Here is a 24,068-nt window from a genome sequence, read left to right on the forward strand (position 1 = left end):
CAACAACCTGGAGTCCCCCATGCGTGACGTGGTCGAGATCGGGCTGGGCAAGACCGCGCAGCGCGGCTACCACCTGGACGACATCGCCATCGTGCCGAGCCGACGGACCAGGGACGTCGACGACGTCTCCACCGCCTGGCAGCTCGATGCGTACCCGTTCGGCATCCCGTGCGTCGGGCACCCCTCCGACGCGACGATGAGCCCGTCGTCGGCGGTCCGGCTCGGTGAGCTCGGCGGCCTCGGCGTGCTCAACGTCGAGGGGCTGTGGACGCGCTACGAGAACCCGACCAAGGTGCTGGAGGAGCTGGCCGGCCTCGACGAGAACGCCCGCGCCACCAAGCGGCTCCAGGAGGTGTACGCGGAGCCGATCCGTCCCGACCTGATCGCCGAGCGGGTGCGCGAGCTGCGCGCCGGCGGCGGCACGGTCGCGGTGCGGGTCTCGCCGCAGCACACCCTGGCGCTGGCCCCGGTGATCCTGGACGCCGGGGTGGACATCCTGGTCATCCAGGGCACCATCGTCTCGGCCGAGCACGTCTCGACCACCGACGAGCCGCTGAACCTCAAGGAGTTCATCGCCGACCTCGACCTGCCGGTGATCGTCGGCGGCTGCACGGACTACAAGACCGCGCTGCACCTGATGCGCACCGGCGCGGCCGGCGTGATCGTGGGCATCGGTGGCGACGAGTGGTCGACCACCGAGTCGGTGCTGGGCATCCGGGTGCCGATGGCCACCGCGATCGCCGACGCCGCGGCGGCCCGCCGGGACTACCTCGACGAGACCGGCGGCCGGTACGTGCACCTCATCGCCGACGGTGACATCCAGACCTCGGGCGACATCGCCAAGGCGCTCGGTTGCGGCGCGGACGCGGTGATGCTCGGCGAGCCGCTGTCGCTCTGCGAGGAGGCGCCCGCAGGGGGTGCCTGGTGGCACTCGGCGGCCAGCCACCCGTCGCTGCCCCGCGGTGCGTTCGAGGTTTCCGGTGAGCCGATCGGGTCGATGGAGCAGTTGCTCTTCGGCCCGGCCGACGAGGCCGACGGCCAGCTCAACCTGTTCGGCGGGCTGCGCCGGGCGATGGCCAAGTGTGGCTACCGCGACCTCAAGGAGTTCCAGAAGGTCGGCCTGGTCCTCGACCGCTGACCGTCCTGTACACGCCGGAAGGCCGGCCCCGCACTGCGCGGGGCCGGCCTCCGTCGTACCGGGGGTGTCAGCCCTCGGTGAACTCGACCCAGTTCAGGTTGACCAGCCCGCTGGTCGGCCCGCCGGGTACGGCGGTGAAGACCAGGTGGAGCCGGTGCGCCCCGACGGGCTGGTCCACCGGGACCGTGGTGCTGGTGAAGGCCCCGTTGCCGGTGGTCGCGTTCAGCGTCGCCGTGGCGACGACCGGCCCGGTCGGCGAGTCGAGCCGCAGCTCCACCCCGGCCCTGGCGGTGCCGGCGGTGGCCGCCGAGCCGCCGGAGTGCCGCAGTGTCACGGTGGACACCCCGCCCAGGTTGATCGGGTCGAAGGCGATGTGGTCGCCCGGGTCGATCCCGCTGACGTGCTGCCCGCCGCCCGTGTCACCGGTGGTGGCCACCTCGACGCCCTGCTTCACCTGGGCGTTCTCGGCCTGCTGCCGGGGCGTCTGGATGATCGCCTGGCCGACCGTCGTGAGCGGGGCCTGGCCGCCGCCACCGAGGTCGGTGTACGAGGCGCTGATCCCGCCGTACAGGTAACCGCCGGCGTGGTCACCGCCGTCCGCCGGGGTGGCGAGGGTGCCGGTGCAACCGGTGGTGGAGCTGTCCGGGTGGCCGTGGCTGTCGTGCCCGAGGACGAACGTCACGGTCACCCGCGAGCAGTCCACCGGCCCGTCCTCCGGATCGGTCACCGTGACGGTGAACGGCACACTCTCACCCCAGGTGAAGAAGCTGCCGGACACCGGCGAGGTGACGGTCACCGTGGGCGCGGTGTTGCCGACCACGATCTCCTTGGTGAGCACGGCGGTCCTGCCGCTGGAGTCGGTCACCGTCAGCTTGGCGGTGTACGTGCCGTTCGCGGTGTAGGTAAACGACGGGCTCGGGTCGGCCGAGTCGACCGTGCCGTCGCTGGTGAAGTCCCAGGCGTACGAGATGGACTCGCCCGGGTCGGGGTCGTAGCTGCCGGCCGAGGAGAACCGCACGGTCAGCGGCGCCGTCCCGGAGGTCGGGGTGGCGTCGAGCTTCGCCACCGGCGACCGCTGGCCCTTCACGTACCGGATCACCGACAGTTGCGCGTCCGGGTTGGCCCGGAAGAAGCCGTCGCCGTACTCCAGCAGGTAGAGCGAGCCGTCCGGGCCGAACTCCATGTCCATCGGGTTGTCGAAGACGACGCCCGGCAGGAACTGCTCGACCCCGGTCAGGGTGCCCCGGCCGTCGGTCCGCATCATGAAGATCTTGTCCCGGGTGAACTCACCGAACACCACCGCGTTCTGGTAGTACTCGGGGAACTTCACCTCGGAGGTCGACGCCGGGTCGTACGAGTAGATCGGGCCGCCCATCGGGCCGACGCCGCCGGTGCCGATCACCGGCCACCTGAAGTCGCAGCCGACCGGCGGGTTCTCCAGGTACGACCCGGCGCACGGGGTGCGTGCGTCGAAGGTGTACCAGAACTGCGGCTGCTCGACCTTCGGCAGCACCCGCAGGCCGGTGTTGCGGGGCGAGTCGTTGACCGGGGCGCCGCAGTTGAACGGGGCGCCGGAGGTCCGGGTCGCGAAGTCGAAGTCGATGTACGGCAGGCTCGGCGAGTAGCAGTACGGCCAGCCGTAGTTGCCGGCCTTGTCGGTGGCGAACCAGCGACCGGTGCCGTCCGGCCCGCGGGTGGCGCTGGGTACGCGGGAGTCCGGTGAGTAGTCGCCGACGTAGACCATGCCCCTGGCGTCCACGTCGTAGCGGAACGGGTTGCGCAGCCCCATCAGGAAGATCTCCGGCCGCGTCCTGCCGGCGGTGTCCTGCTCCTCCGGGAAGAGGTTGCCCTTGGGGACGGTGTACGTGCCGTCGGCCCGCACCTTGATGCGCAGGAGCTTGCCGCGCAGGTCGTTGGTGTTGGCCGAGGAGCGCTGGGCGTCGTAGCCGGGGCCCTGGGTCGGCGACTCGTTGATCGGGGTGTACCCGTCGGAGCCGCCGGCGTTGGTGTCGTCCCCGGTGATCAGGTAGAGCAGCCCCTTGCCGTCGAACTTGATCTCGCCGGCCACGTGGCAGCAGATGCCGCGGTCCACGTCGACCCGGAGGATCTGCTGCTCGGTGCTCATGTCCAGGTGCGGGGTGGGGGAGTCCACCAGCTTGACGCGGGAGAGCTGGTTGTAGCCCTTGAACTTGTCCCAGACCGTCGGGTCGGTGGAGGTGGCCGGCGCGTCGCCCTCGTTGACGCCCGGGGTCGCCGGGTTGTCGACCGGGGTGTTCAGCTTCGGCGCGTAGTAGATGTAGACCCACTTGTTCGTCGCGAAGTCCGGGTCGATGGCCACCGACTGGAGGCCGTCCTCGTCGTGCTGGTACACGTCGACGGTGGTGATCACCGGGCTGGCGCCGGTGGCCGGGTCGTAGAGGCGTACCTCGCCGCCGCGGGTGTTGTGCAGCACCCGGCCGTCCGGGAGCACGGCCAGCGACATCGGCTCGCCCGGGTCGTCGTTGAGAGTGACCTTCTCGTAGTTGCCGAGCACCGTGGCGCCGCAGTCGCCCTCGACCACGCCGGCCGACCACTGGATGCCGCCGAGCAGGTGCTCACGGAACTTCGCCGAGCGGTACGTCTCGATGCTGTGCCCGAGACCGGTGTAGAAGGACCGCCCGCCCTGGTGGTCCTTGCACCAGGTGACGGGGTGGTCGTAGCCCATCGCGCCGCCGGCGTAGGTCTTCTCGTCCACCGTGGCCAGCACGTGGGCGCTGCCCCGCACGTTGCGGCTGAAGTTGTACCACTCCTCGGTGAGGGTCAGGGTGCGCGGCAGCGTCTCGGTCGCCGGGTGGGCGCGGTCGGCCACGTCCACCACGCCGCGGACGACCGGCGAGGCTCCGGCCACCTTCGCGCCGACCAGATCCTGGTAGAAGGCCCAGTCCGGCTCGGTCTCCGCCGCCGCGTGCACGCCGACGTAGCCGCCGCCGGCCTTGACGTACGCCTCGAAGGCCGCCTCCTGGCTGCTGTTGAGCACGTCGCCGGTGGTGTTGAGGAAGACCACCGCGCGGTACCTGGCGAGCTCGGCGGCGGTGAACACGGCGGCGTCCCGGCTGACCGTGACGGTGAAGTCGTTCGCGCGGGCCAGCTGCCGGATGGTGTCGACGCCGTCGGTGATGGACGCCCGGCGTTCACCGGCGGTCTTGGTGAACACCAGCACCCGGTAGGTCTGCGGGGCGCGGGCGGCGGAGCGCAGCGCGGCCGGCCCGTTCTCCACCGCGGCCGGCGCGGTCGGGGGCGCGTCGTCGGCCGGTGCGGCGGTGGCGGGGACGGCGGAGGTGAGGGGGATGGTGAGGATGAGTCCAGCGGCGACGGCGAACCATCGTCGTCCGGTCTGTCGGGTCATCGTTCCTCCGGTGGTCGGCAGGCGCGCGACATCCCCGGCCCGAGCGGGCCGGCTGCGCGACTGCGTGGGGGATGGACCGGGCGCGTCCCGTCGCCGTACGGGAGGCGCGGGTGACCGGGCCGGTGTCGCGACGGGCCAGTCACCGGTCGCCGGCGGCGTGGCCGGCCGAGTGGGACGCGGCCGGCGTCGGGCGGACGCCGGCCGCGCCGGAGGTCACTTCTTGAGGTAGATGGTCAGGTCGGACATGTTGCGGTAGCTGAGCGCCGCGAAGTCGAGCGACTGGGCCCGGTTGGCGGTGCCGCCGGGGGCGGTGTCCATCTCCCAGTTGGCGTGGTGGAAGTCCCGCTCGCCGATGGTCTGGAAGAACTGCTGGAAGTTGATGTCGCCCTCGCCGAGCGGGGTCATCTGGTGGCCGTTGGGCACGCTGGTGTCCCGGTCGCCGTCCTTGGCGTGGAAGAGCGGGAACCGGGTGGTCCGGTCGGCCACGTTGAGGATCGGGTCGAACAGGTCGGTGACCTCGCGGCCGGACGGGTCGACGTACTTCTGGTGCTTGTACCTCGCCACGTAGCCCCAGTAGATGTCGAACTCGAAGAAGACGTACCGGGGGTCGGTCTTGCCGAAGAAGTACTCCAGCCGGCGGATGCCGGAGGAGCGGGTGGGGCGGCCCTGCGCGTCCAGTGGGCCGGAGTCGAGCAGGAAGCTGTACGCGACGTCGTGGTTGTGCGTGTAGAGCCGCATGCCCCGGGCACGGGCCTGCCGGCCCAGCTCGTTCCAGGTGTCGGCGGCGGCGTCCCAGTCGGCCTTGTACGCGCTGTTGGTCGGGTCGCTGCCGGTGCCGATGTTCTTCATGCCGAGTTCCTCGGCGATGTCCAGTTGCTGCTGGAAGGTTGCCGCCTGGATCGAGGCGTGGGTGCCGTTGGCGACCAGGCCGTTGTCGTCGAGGATCTTGCGGATCTCGCGCGGGGTGATCTGCCGGCCGAGGATCGCGGTGCTCTGGGTGTAGCCGGCGAACTCGATCTCCTTGTAGCCGATCTCGGCGAGCCGGGCGAGGACGCGCTCGAAGCCGTACGGCACCCCGCTGTCGTCGGGCGCGGCGGTGATCCGGTCCCGGACGCTGTAGAGGATGATGCCGCGGTTGCGCGACGGGATCAGCGGTTCGGCCCGCAGCCTGCTCTTCCCCTTGTCCTTGGGCTGGGCGAGCGCGGGGGTGCCGGTGGCGAGGACCGGCAGGCCGGCCGCGCCCAGCGCGGCGGCGGCGCCGGCGGATGCGGCGAGCAGGGACCGGCGGCTGAGCCGGCCGGTGGAGGAGGCGTCGGGTGCGGTGTGGTCGGGCATTGTTCCACCTTTCGCGACGGCGGTTTGCCGTCGATAACGATCAGCAGAGGTGCGACGAGGGTCAGGTCGCGGGCGCCGCCGAGCGCCCGTTCCGCGTGCCCGGCAGCGCCGGGACTGTGCGGTGCCGCGCAGTCGAAGGGGCAGGTCAACGCCGCCGCCACGGCGTGTCGCGTCGGGGGGTGGCCCCGTCTCGGTAGCGGTCGGCTTGAATGTTCCGAACGCGTTACATCTTGGAGTCAGACACTAACGTCGGTCGAAGCCAAAAGAAAGATTGGATCAGCGCCAACTTTTGTTTGTATCGACGAAAGTGACTGATGATCGTCGATATGGGCCTCATGACCTGCGGTGCTGGCTACGCTCTGGTGACCGGGGAGTCGCAGGAGGAGTGTGCATGGTCCTGACCGGACGGACACCGGCCCGGCGCTGGCTGGCAGCCGCCGTCACCGCGCTCACCTGCTCGATGGCGGTCGGTGCGGCCGGCTGCACCGGCGACGGACGCGACGGGTTCCGGCCCGGTGCCGCCGACGCGGGCGACCCGTACGTCCCGGGGCGCGGCAACGGCGGGTACGACGTCAAGAACTACAAACTGGACGTCCGTTACGACCCGCCGACCGACCGGCTGACCGGCCGGGCCACCATCACGGCCACCGCCACGCAGGACCTGTCCCGGCTCAACCTGGACCTGGCCGGTCTGCAGGTCAACGCGGTCACCGTCGACGGCACCCGGGCCGAGCACCGCCGCGCCGACGACGAGCTGGTGGTGACCCCGCCCGAAGGGCTGCCGCGCGGCCGGCCGTTCACCGTGGCCGTCGACTACGCGGGCGTGCCCACCGCCGTCACCGACGGCGAGTTGGGCAGCGGCGGCTTTCTGCACACCGCCGACGGCGCGGTCGCGCTCGGCCAGCCCGACTCCGCCGCCACCTGGTTCCCGGTGAACGACCACCCGTCGGACAAGGCCAGCTACGAGCTGGCGGTGACCGTCCCGGACGGCCTCTCCGCGCTGAGCAACGGGGTGCCCGGGCCGAGGAGCAGCGCCGGTGGCTGGACCACCTGGCGCTGGTCGGAGCGCACCCCGATGGCCAGCTACCTGAGCACACTGGTGATCGGCGACTACCGGGTGGTGACCGGCACGCACGCCGGCCAACCCATGGTCACCGCCGTGGCGGCGAGCCTGCCGGCGACCGGTGGCGCCGCCCGCTCGCTGGCCCGCACCGGCGAGATCGCCGACTTCCTCGCCAGCCGCTTCGGCCCGTACCCGTTCGACTCGTACGGCGGGATCGTGGTCGCCGACGACCGCGTCGGCTACGCGCTGGAGACCCAGTCCCGGCCGGTCTACGGACCGGCCTTCTTCACCGGCGACCGGCCCAACCTCGGGGTGGTCGTGCACGAGCTGGCCCACCAGTGGTTCGGCGACAGCGTGTCGCTCAGCAAATGGGGCGACATCTGGCTCAACGAGGGCTTCGCCAGCTACGCCGAGTGGCTGTGGGAGGAGCACGACGGCGGCCGGACCGCCCAGCGCAACTTCGAGCTCCAGTACGCGGCGACCGACTGGTCACAGCCGTCGGTCGAGCCGGGACGGGAGCGGATGTTCGGCACCGCCGTCTACAAACGTGGTGCGCTGGCCGTGCACGCGCTGCGCAGGACCGTCGGCGACGACGCGTTCTTCCGCATCCTGCGGACCTGGACCACCGAGCGGGCCGCCGGTAGCGCCACCACCTCGGACTTCGTCGAGCTGGCCGAGCGGGTGGCCGGCAGGCAGTTGCGGCCGCTCTTCGACGCCTGGCTGGTGGGCGGCGCGGCACCCACCCTGCCGTGACGAGGCCGTGATGATCGGTCGATAGGCTGCCGCCTGCGATCGGCCGGAAGTCGCCGTTCGTGCGGAGCGGCGGAGGCTGTCTCCGCCACCGTACGGGGGAGGCTCGTGATGCGGGTGACGCGGCTCAGGCTGCGGGTTGGTGCCGGTCTGCTGGTGACCGGGGCGCTCGCACTGTCCGGATGCGACTCGGCCGCCCCGGAGGCGGCGCCGTCGCCGAGCGCGTCCCCGACGCCGTCGCGGACCTTCACCGCGGGCGCGGCCGGGGTCGGCGACACCTACTTCCCGAGCTACGGCAACGGCGGTTACGACGTCGGCCGGTACACCGTGAAGGTGCGCTACGACCCGGCGGAGGACCAGCTCACCGGCACGGCCACCGTGCAGGCCACCGCGACGGCCGACCTGTCGACATTCAACCTCGACCTGGCCGGCCTGACCGTCAGGACGGTCACCGTGGACGGCGCCCCGGCCACCCACACCCGGGAGAAGAACGAGCTGGTGATCAAGCCGGCGGCCGGGTTGATCACGGGCAACGGCTTCGTCGCCGAGATCGCCTACGAGGGGGTGCCGAAGCCGCTCAAGAACGAGGCGCTCGGCGAGGGCGGCTTCCTGCACACCTCCGACGGTGCCATCGCGCTGGGTCAGCCCGAGTCGGCGAGCACCTGGTTCCCGGTCAACGACCACCCCTCCGACAAGGCCGCGTACGACGTCGAGATCACCGTCCCGGACGGTCTGACCGCGATCAGCAACGGCGTGCCGGGCGGCAAGGCCAGCAAGGACGGCTGGACCACCTGGAAGTGGTCGGAGAAGTCGCCGATGGCCAGTTACCTGAGCACGCTGGTGATCGGCAAGTTCCGGATCACCACCGCCGAGCACAAGGGACGGCCGGTCTACAGCGCGGTCACCACCGCGGTCGCCAAGGGTGCCGCGGACCGGTCGATCGCCCAGACCGTCAAGGTGGCCGACTACCTGGAGAGCGTGTTCGGGCCGTACCCGTTCGACGCGTACGGCGGCGTGGTGGTCTCCGACAGCCGGATCGGGTACGCGCTGGAGACGCAGAGCCGTCCCGTCTACTCCGCCGGCTTCTTCCGGCGCGGCGAGAACACCGAGGTGGTCGCCCACGAGCTGGCGCACCAGTGGTTCGGCGACAGCGTGGCGCTGGCCAAGTGGGAGGACATCTGGCTCAACGAGGGCTTCGCGACGTACGCGGAGTGGCTCTGGGCCGAGCACACCAAGGAGTTCACGGCCAAGCAGGCGTTCGACGTCCGGTACGCCCAGGTGCCGGCCTCGGTGTGGAAGACGCCGCCGGGCAAGCCGGGCGCGAAGGAGCTGTTCAGCGAGTCGGTCTACCAGCGTGGCGGGATGACGCTGCACGCGCTGCGGGTTGCCGTCGGCGACAAGGCGTTCTTCGAGATCGTCAAGACCTGGGCGGCGGAGAAGCGCAACGGCACCGCCACCACGGCCGAGTTCGTGGCCCTCGCCGAGCGGATCTCCGGCAAGCAACTCGACGCGCTCTTCGACGCCTGGCTGTACGGCACCAAGAAGCCCGCCGCACCGAAGAAGCTCTGAGCGGGGGTCAGTTCCTGACGACCAGGGTGGGGTTGGCGGCCAGGTAGGCGTCGGCGCGACCGGCGCGGAGTTCGGTGAGGAACTTCCGGCCGGGGCTGGTGAGCTGCTCGCCACGGTAGGCGCTGCCCTTGCCGACGCCCGAGCCGGGCAGGCCGACCAGCACGAAGCGGTCCTCCGGGACCTTGCTGAGCGCGTACGCCAGGTCGACGATCCGGCGGCCGCCGGCGTAGATCAGGGTGTCGCCCAGCGCGGCGACCACCTGGTCGACCCGTTCCGGCTGCCGGGCCAGGCCCTCGTCCAGGATCTTGCGCGTCATCGCCCGGATCAGCTGCTGCTGGTGGCGCTGCCGTGCGTAGTCGCCGCCGGTGATGTAGCGCTGCCGTGCGTAGTCCAGGGCCTGCCAGCCGTTGAGGTGCCGGTTGCCCTTCTCGTATACCATCTGCGGCCCGGTGTAGCCGCCGGGCACGCTCTCCCGGTAGCGGCCGTCCGGGCGGCGGTGCAGGGAGGCGACCCGCTGGTCGACGTAGATGTCCACCCCGCCGAGGGCGTTCACCAGCCGGTCGAACCCGGTGAAGGTGAGCACCGCGCCGGCGTCGATGCGGAGCCCGGTGTACCCGCTGACCGTGCTGCGGAGCAGCTCGTACCCCTGGGCGGTGTTCGGCTGCTTGGGCTTGCCCGGCACGCGACTGCCGTAGCTCATCGCGTGGGTGAGTTTGGTCTTGCCACCCGCGTATCCGGCCTTCGGGAACGCCGGGATGTCCACCAGCAGGTCCCGGGGGAGTGAGAAGAGGTACGCCCGGCCCAGACCCTTGGGTACGTGCAGCACCAGCACGGAGTCGGCGTGCGGCTCCCAGCCGGGCACGCTGACCCGGGTGTCCACCCCGACCAGCAGCAGGTTGAGCGGACCGGTGATGTCGGCGCCCGGCGGCGGACCGGAGGGGCTGGGGGTGGGCGTGGCAACCGGCGACGCGCTCGGCGAGCCGGCCACCGGTGGCGTCCGGTCGGGCTTGCTGTCACCGGTCAGCCGGGTGACCACCACCGCTCCGGCCGCGACCAGCGCGACGATGGCGAGGGCCGTCAACCCCAGCAGCAGCCACCGTCGGCGCGGCGCCATGGACGCGAGGTTCATGTTGGCTTCCTTCCACCCGTATCGGAACAACGCTCCGACGGGTGCTCCAGGTTGCGGCCGGGAGGCGCGCGGTCGGTCGGCCGGTGCATGATCGCGTGAAACTGCCGCTGGCGCGAGCGCTACTCACGGGTAATGATGCGTCCATGCGGTATGACGTGGTCGTCATCGGGTCCGGTTTCGGCGGCAGCGTCACCGCGCTCCGGCTGGCCGAGAAGGGCTACTCGGTCGGCGTGCTGGAAGCCGGCCGGCGCTTCGCCGACGACGAGTTCCCGCAGACGTCCTGGCGCCTCCGCCGGTTCCTGTGGGCGCCCAGGCTGGGCTGCTACGGCATCCAGCGGCTCACCCTCCTCCGCCCGGCCGACCGACGGTCCGGCGGCGGCGTGCTCGTGCTGTCCGGAGCGGGGGTGGGCGGAGGCTCCCTGGTCTACGCGAACACCCTCTACGAGCCGCTGCCGGCCTTCTACGACGACCCCCAGTGGCGCGACATCACCGACTGGCGCGACGAGCTGGCCCGCCACTACGACCAGGCCAAGCGGATGCTCGGCGTCACCACGTACCCGCTGAGCACCGGCGCGGACCGCGCCATGCGGGCGGTGGCCGAGCGGATGGGGGTGGCGCACACCTTCCACTCCACCCCGGTGGGCGTGCACATCGGCCGTCCCGGCCAGCGCGTCGCCGACCCGTACTTCGGCGGCGCCGGCCCGGAGCGCACCGGCTGCCTGCACTGCGGCTCGTGCATGACCGGTTGCCGGCACGGGTCCAAGAACACGCTGGTCAAGAACTACCTGTGGCTGGCCGAGCGGCTGGGTGCCACGGTGCACCCGCTGACCACGGTGACCGCCGTGCGGCCGGCGGCCGACGGCGGGTACGAGGTGCACACGGTCCGCACCGGCGCCTGGCTGCGGCACCGCCGCCAGGTGATCCACGCCGGCCAGGTGGTCTTCGCCGCGGGGGCGCTCGGCACCCAACGGCTGCTGCACGCGATGAAGGACGACGGCGCGCTGCCCGGGCTCTCGTCCCGCCTCGGCGAGCTGACCCGGACCAACTCGGAGGCGATCCTGGGCGCCTCGGTGCCCCGCCAGCGGGCACGGGCCGAGCGGTTGGACTTCAGCGAGGGGGTGGCCATCACCAGCTCCTTCCACCCCGACCCGCAGACCCACATCGAGCCGGTGCGCTACGGGCGCGGCTCCAACGCGATGGGGCTGCTCCAGTCGCTGCTGGTCGACGGTGGCCCGCACCGGGTGCGGCGGTGGCTGGGCAGCATCCTGCGGCAACCGGGGCTGGCCGCCCGGATGCTGTCGGTGCGCGGCTGGTCGGAGCGGACGGTGATCGCCCTGGTGATGCAGTCGGTCGACAACTCGCTGACCACCCGGTGGCGGCGCGGCGTGTTCGGCCGCCGGCTGGTCACCGGCCCGGGTCACGGCATGCCGAACCCGACCTGGATACCGGCGGGCAACACGGCGACCCGGCTGCTCGCCGAGGAGATCGGCGGTACGCCCGGCGGCTCGCTCACCGAGCCGTTCGACATCCCGATGACCGCGCACATCCTGGGCGGGGCGGCGATCGGGGCCACCCCGGCCGACGGGGTGATCGACCCCTACCACCGGGTGTACGGGCACCCCGGGCTGCACGTCGTGGACGGCGCGGCGGTGTCGGCCAACCTCGGCGTCAACCCGTCGTTGACCATCACCGCCCAGGCCGAGCGTGCCATGTCGTTCTGGCCCAACAAGGGCGAGGAGGACCCCCGCCCGCCGCTCGACTCCCCGTACCGCCGCCTGGACCCCGTCCCCCCGCACCACCCGGCGGTCCCGGCGGACGCCCCGGCGGCGCTGCGTCCCTGACCACCTCCGCGATCTTGCAGTTTCGGTCGCCGTTAGGAGCGAAATATCGCTTTTGCGCGGGCAGCAACTGCAAGATCGCGGGGGGAGGGGGTTGGGCGGTGAGCCGGTGCCCGCGATGGCGGTGACTGTCGGTAGGCTTTGCCCACATGAGCCTGCCTCGCCCCGTCCTCGTGGTGGACTTCGGAGCCCAGTACGCCCAGCTCATCGCCCGCCGGGTCCGCGAGGCGAAGGTCTACTCCGAGATCGTGCCGCACTCGATGCCGGTCGCCGAGATGCTGGCGAAGAACCCGGCCGCGATCATCCTCTCCGGCGGCCCGTCCAGCGTCTACGCGCCGGACGCCCCGCAGATCGACGCCGGCATGTTCACGGCCGACGTGCCGGTCTTCGGCATCTGTTACGGCTTTCAGGCGATGGCCCAGGCGCTCGGCGGCACGGTCGCGAAGACCGGCAACCGGGAGTACGGCGGCACCCCGCTGCGCCCCCGTCTCCTCGACCCGGGTGTGCTGCTCCGCGACCTGCCGGCCGACCTGCCGGTCTGGATGAGCCACGGCGACTGCGTGACCGAGGCGCCCGAGGGCTTCACGGTGACCGCCGAGTCGGCGGGCGCGCCGGTGGCCGCGTTCGAGGACCTGGCCGGTCGCCGCGCCGGGGTGCAGTTCCACCCGGAGGTCGGGCACACCGCGCACGGCCAGGAGATGCTGACCCGCTTCCTGTACGACATCGCCGGCATCGAGCCGACCTGGACGCCCGAGAACATCATCGACGAGCAGGTCGCCCGGATCCGCGCCCAGGTCGGCGACAAGGAGGTCATCTGCGGCCTGTCCGGCGGGGTGGACTCGGCGGTCGCGGCCGCGCTGGTGCACAAGGCGGTCGGTGACCAGCTCACCTGCGTCTTCGTCGACCACGGCCTGCTGCGCGCCGGTGAGGCCGAGCAGGTGGAGAAGGACTACGTGGCGGCCACCGGCATCAAGCTGAAGGTGGTCGACGCGGCGGAGCGGTTCCTCGGCGCGCTGGCCGGGGTGACCGACCCGGAGCAGAAGCGCAAGATCATCGGGCGGGAGTTCATCCGGGTCTTCGAGGCCGCCGCCCGTGAGGTCGCCTCGCACGGCGACGTGGAGTTCCTGGTCCAGGGCACCCTCTACCCGGATGTGGTGGAGTCCGGCGGCGGCACCGGCACCGCCAACATCAAGAGCCACCACAACGTCGGCGGCCTGCCGGAGGACCTGAAGTTCGCGCTGGTCGAGCCGCTGCGCACGCTGTTCAAGGACGAGGTCCGGGCGCTCGGCCTGGAGCTGGGCCTGCCCGAGGCGATGATCTGGCGGCACCCGTTCCCGGGGCCCGGGCTGGCCATCCGGATCATCGGCGCGGTCGACCAGGAGCGGCTCGACCTGCTGCGCCAGGCCGACCTGATCGCCCGGGAGGAGCTGACCGCCGCCGGCCTGGACCGGGGCGTCTGGCAGTTCCCGGTGGTGCTGCTGGCCGACGTGCGCAGCGTCGGCGTGCAGGGCGACGGGCGCAGCTACGGGCATCCCGTGGTGCTGCGCCCGGTCTCCAGCGAGGACGCGATGACCGCCGACTGGTCGCGGCTGCCCTACGAGGTGGTGGCCCGCATCTCCACCCGGATCACCAACGAGGTGGCCGAGGTCAACCGGGTGGTGCTGGACGTCACCAGCAAGCCGCCGGGCACCATCGAGTGGGAGTGAGCGCGCCTCAGCCGACCGGCGGCGTGCTGGACGGGGTCGTCGGCGGGTAGGGCGGGGTCGGGGCGTACCGCGGCTCGGGCACGCCGGGCGCGGGCCCGGCGGTGGGCGGCGGCCCCTGCGGCGCGGCGCCCGCCGGGTGCGGCCACGCCGGCGCGCCGGTGGGCTCCTCGGGCATCAGGAACCACATGATCGGGTACGCGAACAGCGCGAGCCCGCCGGTGAGCAGGCCGGTGACCGCGAAGATCACTCGGACCAGGGTGGGGTCGACGGCGAAGTAGCGGCCGAGACCGCTGGCGACCCCGGCGACCATGCGGTCGGTGGTGGGTCGCCGGAGCTGCTTGTACGGGGCGCGGGGAGCGGTGGTCGATGTCATGCCTCCACGGTCCGCGCCGGTGGCCGGCCCGCCCTCGGTGACCGCCCGGATCCTTACCCTGACCGATCCCTGATCGGGGTCGGACAGTCAGGAATCCGACTCTTTTCCGTTGCGGTAACCCGGTCCGGGGAGAATTTGCTTCCGTGACCACCTTGCTGGAGCCGCTCCGCAGGATCGCGGCATACGCAGTTTGTGCTGACTCAGATGGCCGGTTCCTGCTGGTCCGCGCATCGGAGCGCTCCGGCACACCCGGCGCGTGGTCGCTGCCCGGCGGGGCGGTCGACCACGGTGAGGACCCGAACCACACGGTCGTCCGGGAGACCGCCACCGAGACGGGCCTCTCGGTCGCCGTCTCGGGCCTGGCCGACGTGCTCGCCGACATGCGGGCGCTGCCGGATCGCGGCATCACCATCCACACCGACCGGCTGATCTACCGGGTGGCGGTGCGCGGCGGCACGCTGGCCGACCGGGTCGGCGACCGTCCGACCGACCTGGCCCGCTGGTACACGCTCGACGAGGCGCGTGAGCTGCCGCTGCGCTCGTTCACCGCGCGTGCCCTGGGGTTGCCCACCTCCTCGGCCGACGTGGTGCCCGACGAGGCGCCCGAGTTCCCGTCCTTCTACGCGGTGCCCGGCCCGGACGGGTTGCACCGGGCGCAGCGCTTCGCCGCGTACGCGGTCTGCACCGACCCGGCGGGCCGGGTGCTGCTCACCCGGGTGTCCGACGGCTACCCGGGTGCCGGCTGCTGGCATCTGCCCGGCGGCGGCACCGACTACGGCGAGCAGCCCGGCGCGGCGCTGATCCGGGAACTGGTCGAGGAGACCGGGCAGACCGGTCGACTGGTGGAGCTGCTCGGGGTGGCCAGCCACCGCGACGCCGCCTCGCTCGGCCCGGAGGGCTACCCGATCGACTGGCACGGCGTACGCGCCTTCTACCGCGTGGTTGTCGACAAGCCCGACCCGTTGACCGTGGCCGACGTGGGCGGCTCCACCTGCGAGGCCCGCTGGTTCGCCCGCGAGGAACTGGGCGCCCTCCCCACCCACCACCTCACCGAGGTAACCGCCGAAGCAGTCCAAGCCGCCCAACTAACCTGACCCCCACCCCCCACCCCGCCCCCCACCCCCGCCCCAACCCCAACCCCCTTCCCCGCGCTGATCATGAAGTTATTGTCAGGACGCGCCGAGATGGACGGCGATAACTTCATGATCGACGGCTGGGTCGGGGCCGGGCAGCGGGAGCGGGGGCGGGGCGGGATGGAACTGCGGCGGGTTGCTGCCTACGGGGTTCTGTGGGAGTCGGGGCGGGTTCTGGTTTCTGCGGAACACGTGGCGCGGGGGGTTTGGGGGGTGCCGGGTGGTGTGGTGGCGCATGCCGAGCATCCGGAGCACACGGTGGTTCGGGAGGTTGCCCGGCAGACCGGGCTGACCGTGACGGTGGGGCGGCTGCGGGCGGCGGTCGCCGACGTGGTCACCTACCCGGAGGGCGACGTCTCGTTGCACACCGACCGGTTGGCGTTCGACCTGAGCGTGCGCGGCGGCACCCCGCACGACGCCGTGGAGGGTCGGACCGACCAGGTCCGGTGGGTCACCCCCGCCGAGGCCGCCCGCCTGCCGATGGCGCCGTTCAGCGCCGAACTGCTCGGCCTGCCGGTCACCCCGCTCCCCGCCGGGACGCACCGACCCCGCGAGCCGTTCCCGCCGACGCACCCGGACCGCCGGCTGCGCTTCGGGGCGTACGGGCTGGTGACCGACCCGTCGGGACGGGTCCTGCTCACCCAGATCGCCGAGGGCTACCCGGGGGCCGGCAGGTGGCACCTGCCCGGTGGCGGCACCGACCACGGCGAGCAGCCGACCACCGGGCTGCTCCGGGAGCTGGTGGAGGAGGGCGGTCAGCTCGGCCGGGTCGTGGAGCTGCTCGGCGTGGACAATCTGCACAACCCCGCCGCGTTCGGCCCGGAGGGTCATCCGTTGGACTGGCACGGCGTACGGGTGATCTATCGGGTGCTGGTGGACGTACCCACCGATGCGGTGGTCACCGAATCCGCCGGCGGCTCGACGGCCCGAGCGGGCTGGTTCACGCCGGCGCAGACCGCCGACCTGCCGTTGACCGGGATCGCTGCCTCGGCAATCGGACAGCTGGGTCGATAGCACTCGGCTCGGTGAGCCGAGATGGTGACCCTCCGGTACAGTCGAAGGAGGGAATGGTGGAGGAAACGGGCGATGAGGCCCGGCATGGGAATAAGAGAGCGGTTCGAGCGGTTTAACCCAGTTACAAGTACCGCCGGCAGCTATCGCCAAGTCCTGTTCCCCTATGCGATGGTGTACTCCGCAAAACGGCTGCCGGGCCACGCAAGGTCCGGCACGAGACAGCCGGACACCCGCCCCCACGGCGGTCAGCTGATCCGGTTATGGAGGAAACGTGCCGAGAGCCCCCTGGCGCCGGCGTCGTACGACTGACAGTCCGCGCCCCGCAGGGCGTCGCTGGGCGGGCAGGTTGCGCCGCAGCAGCACGTTCGCCCGCCAGGTGCTGCTGGTCCGGGTGGGTCGCCGCGACGGCGACCTGCACACCACCGACGTGGCGCTGCCCGAGCACCGGTACGCCGAGCGGCAGCGCCGCCGCTACGGCCTGGACCGGCTCGGCCGGTCGTCGCTCGGCACCCGTCGGGCGGAGATCGAGGCGGTCGTGCCGGTCAGCCCGGCGCTGCCGCCGTTGGCACACGCCGACGAGGCTTCGGCCGGGTCGATCCCCCTGCTTCCCGGTGAGCGCACCGTCGCCCGGCGGATGAAGTTCGGCCTGGTCAACGCGTGCACCCTGGCCAGCCTGATGCTCGGCATGCTCGCGATCTTCCAGGCCATGCAGGGTGAGGTGCGCATCGCCGCGCTCTGCCTGATCGCCTGCGTCGCCTTCGACGGCCTGGACGGCGCGCTGGCCCGTCGGCTCGGCGTGGCCAGCCCGTTCGGCGCACAGATGGACTCACTGGCCGACATGTGCTCGTTCGGCCTCGCCGCACCGGTCGTGGTCTACGCCTCGCTCGCCGGCTCCGTCTCGACGGCCGCGGCGGCGGTGGCCTGCGCCCTGGTCGCGGCGTGCGCCGCGATCCGGCTGGCCCGCTTCAACGTCTCGCCCAAGGACGGCCGCTTCTTCTGCGGGGTGCCCACCACCATGGCGGCGGCGGTGCTCGCCGTGACCGTCGCGATCGGCCTCCCGGTGCCCGGGCCCGTGCTGGTCGCCGGGGTGGCGCTGCTCGCCTTCGCGATGGTCTCCAGCTTCCCGTACGCCAAGCTCGCCCGGCTGGTCAAGCTGCCGCCGTGGCTGTGGCTCGCCCCGGTCATCGGCGCGCTGGTCGACATCCGGCTCACGTTCGCCCTGATCGTGGTGGGTTACCTGGTCAGCGGGCCGGTGCTCTGGCTGCGCCAGCGGCGTACCGCCTGATCCACGCCAACGAAAACGGGGCACCGCTGTCAGCGGCGCCCCGTTTTCCGTCTGTCGATCGCGTCAGCGCCAGCGCGCGATGACCGTGGACCCGCCGACGACCTTGTCGCCCGGCCCGACCATCGGCTCGGCAGCCTCGGCCGGCAGGTAGACGTCCGTCCGGGAGCCGAACCGGATCAGCCCGAAGCGCTCACCCTTCGCCAGCAGCGCGCCGATGGGTGCGCGCTGCACGATCCGGCGGGCGATCAGCCCGGTCCGCTGCGCGACCACCACCGTGCCGCGCGAGGTGTCCAGCACGGTGTACGCGGCCACGTTGTGCTCGGCGTCCGGCTTCATGGCGTTGACGAAGCCGCCATCGGCCACGAAGTAGTCCACCACCTTGCCCGCGACCGGAGCCCGGTTGACGTGCACGTCCAGCACCGACAGGAAGACCGCGACCCGCAGCCACTCGCCGTCGCCGAAACGCTCGTCGTGCAGCCGCTGCACCGACAGGACCTGCCCGTCGGCGCTGGCGACCACGGCGTTCGGGTCCTCCGGCACGTCCCGCTCCGGGTCGCGGAAGAACGCGGCGACCGGCCCGGCGGCCAACGCCGGCAGCAGCCAGAGCTTCGACGAGGGGCGCGCCACCCGGGCCAGCACGGCCAGGCCGAGCGTGATGCCCGCCGCGGCCACCCCGTTGGAGTCGATGTGCATGCCCCGGGTCAGCGGCACGCTCGACGGCCGGTGCGCCGGCGCCAACCGGTCGGCCGAGGCCGCGCTGGCAGGGGTGAACCGCAGCCGGTAGACCCGTACCGGCGGCGAGTTGCGCAGCACCAGGTCGGCGCCGACGCCGTAGAGGGCGTCCTGCCGGGCCAGCTCGGCGGCGGCGCCGGCGGTCCGCCCGGGCGTGGCGGTGGTGGCCACGCTCAGAACCGCACCGTCGGCGAGGTACTTGGCCATGCCCTCGATGCCGCTGCGGGTCTCCTCGGCCGTGCCGGTGAACGCCTCGCCGGCGATGACCACCCCGGCGGCCTCCGCCTCGGCCAGCGAGTCGACCACGCGCACCCGGTCGGCGACCCACCGGCCCTGGGCGGTGACGTGCTCGCGGAGCACGGTGGCGCCGGACGACGCGGCGGGCACCACGGTCAGCCGGTCGCCGGGCAGCAGCGCCTCGATCGCCGCGGCCAGCACCGCGGACTCCGGGCTCGCCCCGACCAGCAGGGCGACCTTGGGATCGTTGATCCGGGCCAGCTCGGTGACGAGCGTCCGGGCGGCTCGCTCGCCGATGCGGACCGGACCGGACCGACCGGTGGAACGCACGGCGGGGGACTGGGTCATGTCGGACGGGCTCCTGACGGGGTAGAGACGGGAATCGCGGCGGGACCGCCACGGCGGGACGGGCCGGCCGGCGGAGGCGAAATCTCCACCGGCCAGCATATGCGCCTGCCCGCGCCGGCCGCACCGCCGTAGCGGTCAGGATGGCCGACGCGGGCAGGCGCAGGATCAGGACTCCCGTCGCTGACCCTCCCGTTCGTCCCCCTGGTGGTCGCCGGCGGGCTCGACCGGCCGGTCGACCAGGGTCGGCTCGTCGGCCGAACCGGCGGGGATTCCGCTCGTCGGCTCGTCGGTCTCGTCGCCGGGCCGACCGGAGCTCGGCGCCGTCTCCGGCTCGGACGGCGCGTGGGCCAGCCAGGCCGGGTGGATCACCTCCGCTGTCGGCGTCTCCGGCGCCCGCATCCCGGTGGTCGGCGCTTCGGGTGCCCGCAGCTCCGTGGCCGGCGCCTCCGGGACCTGCAGCTGCGCGGTCGGGAACTCCGATGCCGGTCTCGGCGCAGGGGCGTCCCAGGTGGAGCGTTCGGCCTCCCAGGCGGGCAGGCCCGCGCCGGACGTCGGCGCGGAGGCCCCGGAAACCGGCGCGGCCGGCTCGGTCGCGACGGCCTGCTCGGTCGGCTCCGGTTGGCTCGGGCGACCGGACCGCAGCGCGCCCACCAGCCCGAAGACCCCGATCAGGATCAGCGCGCCGGCCAGGAACCAGCCGACCGGGGGCAGGGCGAGCCCGAGCAGTTGGGCGAGCAGCCACCAGGCCGACAGCGCCAGGAACACCAGCCCGAAGGCGAACGACACCAGATCCGTACGGTGTGCCTTCACCGGGTCACCTCCAGGTTGCCCGCATTGACGTGGATGTACAGGCGGAGCGTCCCGCCCCCGGCGCCGTCCGCGCCGAGATCGGTGGACTCGCGCAGGCGGCCGTCCAACCCGCCGGACCGGTTGCCGAAGATGGTGGCGTCGCCCGCGTTGACGTCGGCCACCGTGGTGACGTCCACGTTCGGCGGGACGACCACGGTCGCCTGGCCGAAGTTGATCGCGACGGTCACCTGGCTCTCCCGCTTGGAGAAGTCGATGGCGCGCAGGTCGAGCACGGCGTCGCCGAAGCTGTTCTCGTACCGGTCGGCGAGGTCGCGGTAGTCGGTGGGTGCCCAGGTCACCGCGCCGTCGACCCCGCGGATCCGGTCGTACGACTCGGCGACCGTGGCCGTCCCCAGTGCGGCGACGGTGACCAGGCCGAGGGCGATCAGCCAGCGTGCCCGGCCGAACCAGCTGCCGACCAGCAGGCCCAGCCCGATCGTGGCCAAAGCGGCCGCGAAGTACGCCGACGCGCCGACGTCGAAGACGTCCAGCAGATCGAGCAGGGCGACCACGCCGAGGGCCAGGAAGATCAGCGAGAAGGTCACCGCGCCCAGTGGCGACCGCTCACGGGGACGCTTCGGCGGCTTCGGTGGCTTGGGCCGGGGGTACGCGGCCGGGGCCGGCGAGGCGTACGGGCCGTGCGGCGCGAACGGCGGGCGGTATCCGGTCTGCGGTGGAGGTGGTGCGACGGGGTAGCCGGACGGGGCGGTGGGGGCGCCGGTCACCGGTGCCGACGACCAGCCGGTGCTGGGCATGCCGGTGCTGGGCCAGGCCGGTGCGGCGGGTGCCGGCCAGCCGGCCTGTGGACCCGTGCCGGCCGGTTGCCCGGACACCGGACCGGTCCCGGACACCGGCTGCGCGCTGGCGAACGGCTGCGCACCGGCGCCCGGCTGTGCGCCGACGGTCGGCGAGGGCGCGGTCGGCGGCACGCCCATGGTGTACGCCGGGTCGCCGCCGGCCAGGGGTGCGGTCTGCAGCGGGCCGGCGGGCGGCACGGTGCCGTACGCCGGTGCCGGCCAGGCGACCGGCGGGACCGGCCCGGGTGGCGGACCGACCGGTCCGGCGGGCGTCGGGCCGCCCGGCGTGCCGGCCTGTGGCCCTCGGCTGTCCCGGTTGAGCAACAGTGCACCGCCGATCAGGATGGCCGCGCCGAGCAGCACGGCGCGGAAGGCGTCGGTGACGATGTAGCCGAAGCTGGCCGCGACCAGGATGCCCAGGATGATCACGGTCACCGGCGACATGCTGGACCGGCCGCGCCCGAGCATGGATTCCACCGGGGACGCGGTGTCACCCTCGTTGGGGATGATCAGCCAGGCGGCGACGTACACCAGGATGCCGATGCCGCCGAAGAAGCCGAGCACCGCGAGCAGCACCCGCCACAGCACCGGATCGGTGTTGGTGGCACGGCCGATCGCCGCGCAGACCCCCGCCAGGTACCGCCCGTCGCGCGGGCGGACCAGCCCGTACCGCGAGGTGAAGCCGGCACCGCCCAGCGGCGGTGGCGGCGCCGACGGCCCGGGTGGTGTGCCGGTGGCCCCTCCCGCCCCGTAGCCGGTGCCGGCGGCGAAGCCGGCGCCCGGCCCGTAGCCGGTGCCGGCGGCGCCGTGGCCCGCTCCCGGGTCGCCCGGTGCGTGGTCGGCTGCCGGGCCGGTGCCGTACCCGCTGGCCGCGCCGGTGGGCGGGCCGAACGTGGTGGGCTCGGTCCAGCCGGCGGGTGTCGCGGCTGGTGAGGGCGGTGATGCACCGCCCGGCTGTGCCGGCCCGGGACGGGGCGGCGGGGCAGCTTCCTCGGTCATGTCTCGATCCTGCTGCCCCGTCCGCCCGAACGACCTCAGGACCCGACCCTGACCCCACCCTGAGATCCGGGCGGCTGGAATGTCGGGGGCGTCCCCGTGGTCGCCGGCGCCGCAACGTGTGACGATCGGATCCACCGAGCTCGACGAGCCCACCCCACCGTGACCAGGGAGCCTCCGATCAGCACCTTGACTCCGCCGCCCCCGCGCCTCTACCGCGCCCCCGAGCACCGGATGGCCGCCGGCGTCGCCGCCGGTATCGCCGACCACCTCGGCATCTCGGTGCTGCGGGTGCGGGTGGCGTTCATGGTGCTGCTCGGGTTGAGCGGGCTCGGCCTGCTGCTCTACGCGGCCTTCTGGGCGGTGGTGCCGCTGCGGCCCGGCGACACGGCGGTGCCGCCCCGGCGGGACGTGGCCCAGCTCCTGCCGTTCGTGGGTATCGGGCTCGGGGTCCTGCTGATCCAGGTGATGGTCTTCGACTCGGTCGGCGCGGCGGGCACCGCCGGCTGGCTGGTGGCGATCATCGCGGTCGGCGCCGGTGTCATCTGGCACCAGTCCGCGCCCGAGCGGCGCCGGCGGTGGGGCGACACCATGCCGGTGCCGTGGCTCGGCGCGGTCGTCGAGGAGAGTGACCGGCGGGCCTTCGTGCTCCGGTTCATCGGCGGCGGGGTGCTGGTCGCGGTCGGCATCATCGGCGTCGCGGCGGTCTACTCGCCGGCGCAGAACTTCGACGCCGTCATCAACGGCGTGATCTTCGCGCTGGTGGGGCTGGCGGGGGTCGGCGTGGTCGCCGCGCCGGTGCTCTGGCGGACGTACAGCCAGCTCCGCTCGGAACGCGAGGGACGCATCCGCGAACAGGAGCGGGCCGAACTGGCGGCGATGGTGCACGACCAGGTCCTGCACACGTTGGCCCTGATCCAGCGCAACGCCTCCGACGTCAAGACGGTGCAGCGGCTGGCCCGGGGGCAGGAGCGTTCGCTGCGCAACTGGCTCTACAAGCCCACCGCGTCACCGAACGAGCGCTTCGCCGCCGCCCTGGAACAGGCCGCGGCCGAGGTCGAGGACACCTTCGCCATCACGGTGGAGGCGGTCGTGGTCGGTGACCGGGAGACCGACGAGCGGGTCGGCGCGCTGGTCGCCGCCGCCCGGGAGGCGTTGGTGAACGCGGCCCGGCACGCCGAGGTGCAGACGGTGTCGCTCTACGCCGAGGTGGAGCCCGATCAGGTCAGCGTCTTCGTCCGGGACCGGGGAAAGGGCTTCGACCCGGATACCGTGGAGGACCACCGGCACGGCGTACGCGGCTCGATCATCGGGCGGATGAAGCGGCACGGCGGACGGGCCGAGATCCGGTCCGGACCGGGGGAGGGGACCGAGGTCCGGTTGATCCTGCCGATCTCCCGGGACTCCTCCGCAGCTGAGAGGAACAGATGACCATGGCCGAGCAGCCGATGGAGCACCTCGACCCGGCGGACGCCCGCCCCGAGCGGCTTCGGGTGTTCCTGGTGGACGACCACGCCATGTTCCGGGCCGGGGTGCGTGCGGAACTCGGCGCCCACGTCGAGGTGGTGGGCGAGGCGAGCACGGTGGCCGAGGCGGTCACCCGCATCGCTGCCACCGGGCCGGACGTGGTGCTGCTCGACGTGCACATGCCCGACGGCGGTGGTCGCGCGGTGCTGGAGGCGATGCGGCGCAGTCACCCGCAGGTCAAGTTCCTGGCGTTGAGCGTCTCCGACGCGGCGGAGGACGTGATCGGGCTGATCCGTGCGGGTGCCCGGGGATACGTCACCAAGACCATCTCGCCGGACGAACTGACCGCGGCGATCCGCCGGGTCGCCGACGGTGACGCCGTGTTCAGCCCCCGGCTGGCCGGGTTCGTGCTGGACGCCTTCGCCGCCCGTCCGGACGCGCCGGTCGCCGACCCGGAGCTGGACCAGCTCACCAACCGGGAGCGGGAGGTGCTGCGGCTGCTGGCTCGGGGGTACGCGTACAAGGAGATCGCGAAGGAGCTGTTCATCTCCATCAAGACGGTGGAGACGCACGTGTCGAACGTGCTGCGCAAGCTCCAGATGTCCAACCGCTACGAACTCTCCCGGTGGGCGGCGGACCGCCGGCTCGTGTGACCAATTCCTCTCCCCTGGCAATTGGGGCACATGAGACGGATGCCGCCGCCGGGGGCTGACAAACGATCAACCGTCGTCCCATAATGCCCCGGTCCCGTCTCCGCGCGCGGGTGCTGCGCATCCCGCGGAGGCTGTGGCTCACGTGTGCCCGCGTCTGCGGGTCGCTCTGGGGAGAGGTGCACGAATCTTGATGCTCGGACAACGAGGACGACGCTGGGCGCGGGTCGCGCTGGCGGCCGTCGCGGGTGGCGCGCTGGCGCTCGGTGTGGCC

16 protein-coding genes and 1 pseudogene are annotated in these 24,068 nt (G+C 72.6%); 10 read left to right on the forward strand and 7 right to left on the reverse strand.

The genetic code is table 11. The features are described from left to right. Positions 1-19 precede the first annotated feature (19 nt). Complete coding sequence (locus ACTWLT_RS03070) at positions 20-1,138, forward strand: GuaB3 family IMP dehydrogenase-related protein (RefSeq protein ID WP_252418939.1); 1,119 nt, start codon at positions 20-22, stop codon at positions 1,136-1,138. A gap of 67 nt (positions 1,139-1,205) precedes the next feature. Here the strand turns inward: ACTWLT_RS03070 and ACTWLT_RS03075 are convergent, their stop codons facing one another. Together ACTWLT_RS03075 and ACTWLT_RS03080 are read right to left on the reverse strand one after the other, a co-directional pair. After that, entirely contained in the window at positions 1,206-4,523 is a 3,318-nt protein-coding gene (locus tag ACTWLT_RS03075) for a ThuA domain-containing protein (RefSeq protein WP_445317017.1), read from the reverse strand. Positions 4,524-4,736: 213 nt separating this feature from the next. Further along, entirely contained in the window at positions 4,737-5,858 is a 1,122-nt protein-coding gene (locus ACTWLT_RS03080) for a sugar phosphate isomerase/epimerase family protein (protein ID WP_445317018.1), read from the reverse strand. 460 nt (positions 5,859-6,318) lie between these two features. On the opposite strand from ACTWLT_RS03080, the gene ACTWLT_RS03085 reads away from it, so the two are divergent. Further along, on the forward strand, positions 6,319-7,674 hold the full coding sequence (locus ACTWLT_RS03085) for a M1 family metallopeptidase (RefSeq protein ID WP_445317051.1): 1,356 nt from the start codon (positions 6,319-6,321) through the stop codon (positions 7,672-7,674). A 108-nt stretch (positions 7,675-7,782) separates the two neighbouring features. Beyond that, positions 7,783-9,240: a M1 family metallopeptidase gene (locus ACTWLT_RS03090; RefSeq protein WP_445317019.1), complete on the forward strand. Its 1,458-nt coding sequence runs from the start codon at positions 7,783-7,785 to the stop codon at positions 9,238-9,240. Positions 9,241-9,247: 7 nt separating this feature from the next. On the opposite strand, the gene ACTWLT_RS03095 is transcribed toward ACTWLT_RS03090, so the two are convergent. Then, on the reverse strand, positions 9,248-10,369 hold the full coding sequence (locus ACTWLT_RS03095; protein WP_445317020.1) for an LCP family protein: 1,122 nt from the start codon (positions 10,367-10,369) through the stop codon (positions 9,248-9,250). Between the two features lie 143 nt (positions 10,370-10,512). On the opposite strand from ACTWLT_RS03095, the gene ACTWLT_RS03100 reads away from it, so the two are divergent. Further along, a complete protein-coding gene (locus tag ACTWLT_RS03100) occupies positions 10,513-12,210 on the forward strand; it encodes an FAD-dependent oxidoreductase (RefSeq protein ID WP_445317021.1) in 1,698 nt (565 codons plus the stop codon). A 146-nt stretch (positions 12,211-12,356) separates the two neighbouring features. After that, entirely contained in the window at positions 12,357-13,913 is a 1,557-nt protein-coding gene (gene guaA / locus ACTWLT_RS03105) for a glutamine-hydrolyzing GMP synthase (RefSeq protein WP_445317022.1), read from the forward strand. A 7-nt stretch (positions 13,914-13,920) separates the two neighbouring features. Here the strand turns inward: guaA and ACTWLT_RS03110 are convergent, their stop codons facing one another. After that, a complete protein-coding gene (locus ACTWLT_RS03110) occupies positions 13,921-14,286 on the reverse strand; it encodes a PspC domain-containing protein (RefSeq protein WP_445317023.1) in 366 nt (121 codons plus the stop codon). A 143-nt stretch (positions 14,287-14,429) separates the two neighbouring features. On the opposite strand from ACTWLT_RS03110, the gene ACTWLT_RS03115 reads away from it, so the two are divergent. From ACTWLT_RS03115 to ACTWLT_RS03125, 3 genes are all read left to right on the forward strand, one after another. Continuing rightward, complete coding sequence (locus ACTWLT_RS03115; protein WP_445317024.1) at positions 14,430-15,380, forward strand: NUDIX hydrolase; 951 nt, start codon at positions 14,430-14,432, stop codon at positions 15,378-15,380. 159 nt (positions 15,381-15,539) lie between these two features. Beyond that, positions 15,540-16,433, forward strand: coding sequence for an NUDIX hydrolase (locus tag ACTWLT_RS03120; protein WP_445317052.1), 894 nt, complete (start codon positions 15,540-15,542; stop codon positions 16,431-16,433). Between the two features lie 346 nt (positions 16,434-16,779). Continuing rightward, the gene (locus tag ACTWLT_RS03125) at positions 16,780-17,718 is read left to right on the forward strand and encodes a CDP-alcohol phosphatidyltransferase family protein (RefSeq protein ID WP_445317025.1); all 939 of its coding nucleotides are present in this window, start codon (positions 16,780-16,782) and stop codon (positions 17,716-17,718) included. A 63-nt stretch (positions 17,719-17,781) separates the two neighbouring features. On the opposite strand, the gene ACTWLT_RS03130 is transcribed toward ACTWLT_RS03125, so the two are convergent. The 3 genes and pseudogenes from ACTWLT_RS03130 to ACTWLT_RS03140 form a co-directional block, all read right to left on the reverse strand. Next, positions 17,782-19,035 (reverse strand): phosphatidylserine decarboxylase, encoded by a 1,254-nt coding sequence (locus tag ACTWLT_RS03130; protein WP_445317026.1) that lies wholly within the window; start codon positions 19,033-19,035, stop codon positions 17,782-17,784. Positions 19,036-19,596: 561 nt separating this feature from the next. After that, positions 19,597-19,845, reverse strand: a pseudogene (locus ACTWLT_RS03135) (hypothetical protein); the annotation flags it as partial. Then, positions 19,842-21,680: a PspC domain-containing protein gene (locus tag ACTWLT_RS03140; protein ID WP_445317027.1), complete on the reverse strand. Its 1,839-nt coding sequence runs from the start codon at positions 21,678-21,680 to the stop codon at positions 19,842-19,844. The gene ACTWLT_RS03140 and the pseudogene ACTWLT_RS03135, both read right to left, overlap by 4 nt. Positions 21,681-21,839: 159 nt before the next feature. Here ACTWLT_RS03140 and ACTWLT_RS03145 point away from each other — a divergent pair, with 159 nt between their 5' ends. Then, positions 21,840-23,108: an ATP-binding protein gene (locus tag ACTWLT_RS03145; protein WP_252420116.1), complete on the forward strand. Its 1,269-nt coding sequence runs from the start codon at positions 21,840-21,842 to the stop codon at positions 23,106-23,108. Between the two features lie 2 nt (positions 23,109-23,110). Further along, positions 23,111-23,797: a response regulator gene (locus ACTWLT_RS03150; RefSeq protein ID WP_252420075.1), complete on the forward strand. Its 687-nt coding sequence runs from the start codon at positions 23,111-23,113 to the stop codon at positions 23,795-23,797. Positions 23,798-24,068 lie beyond the last annotated feature (271 nt).

It is taken from the genome of Micromonospora yongxingensis, assembly GCF_052601155.1.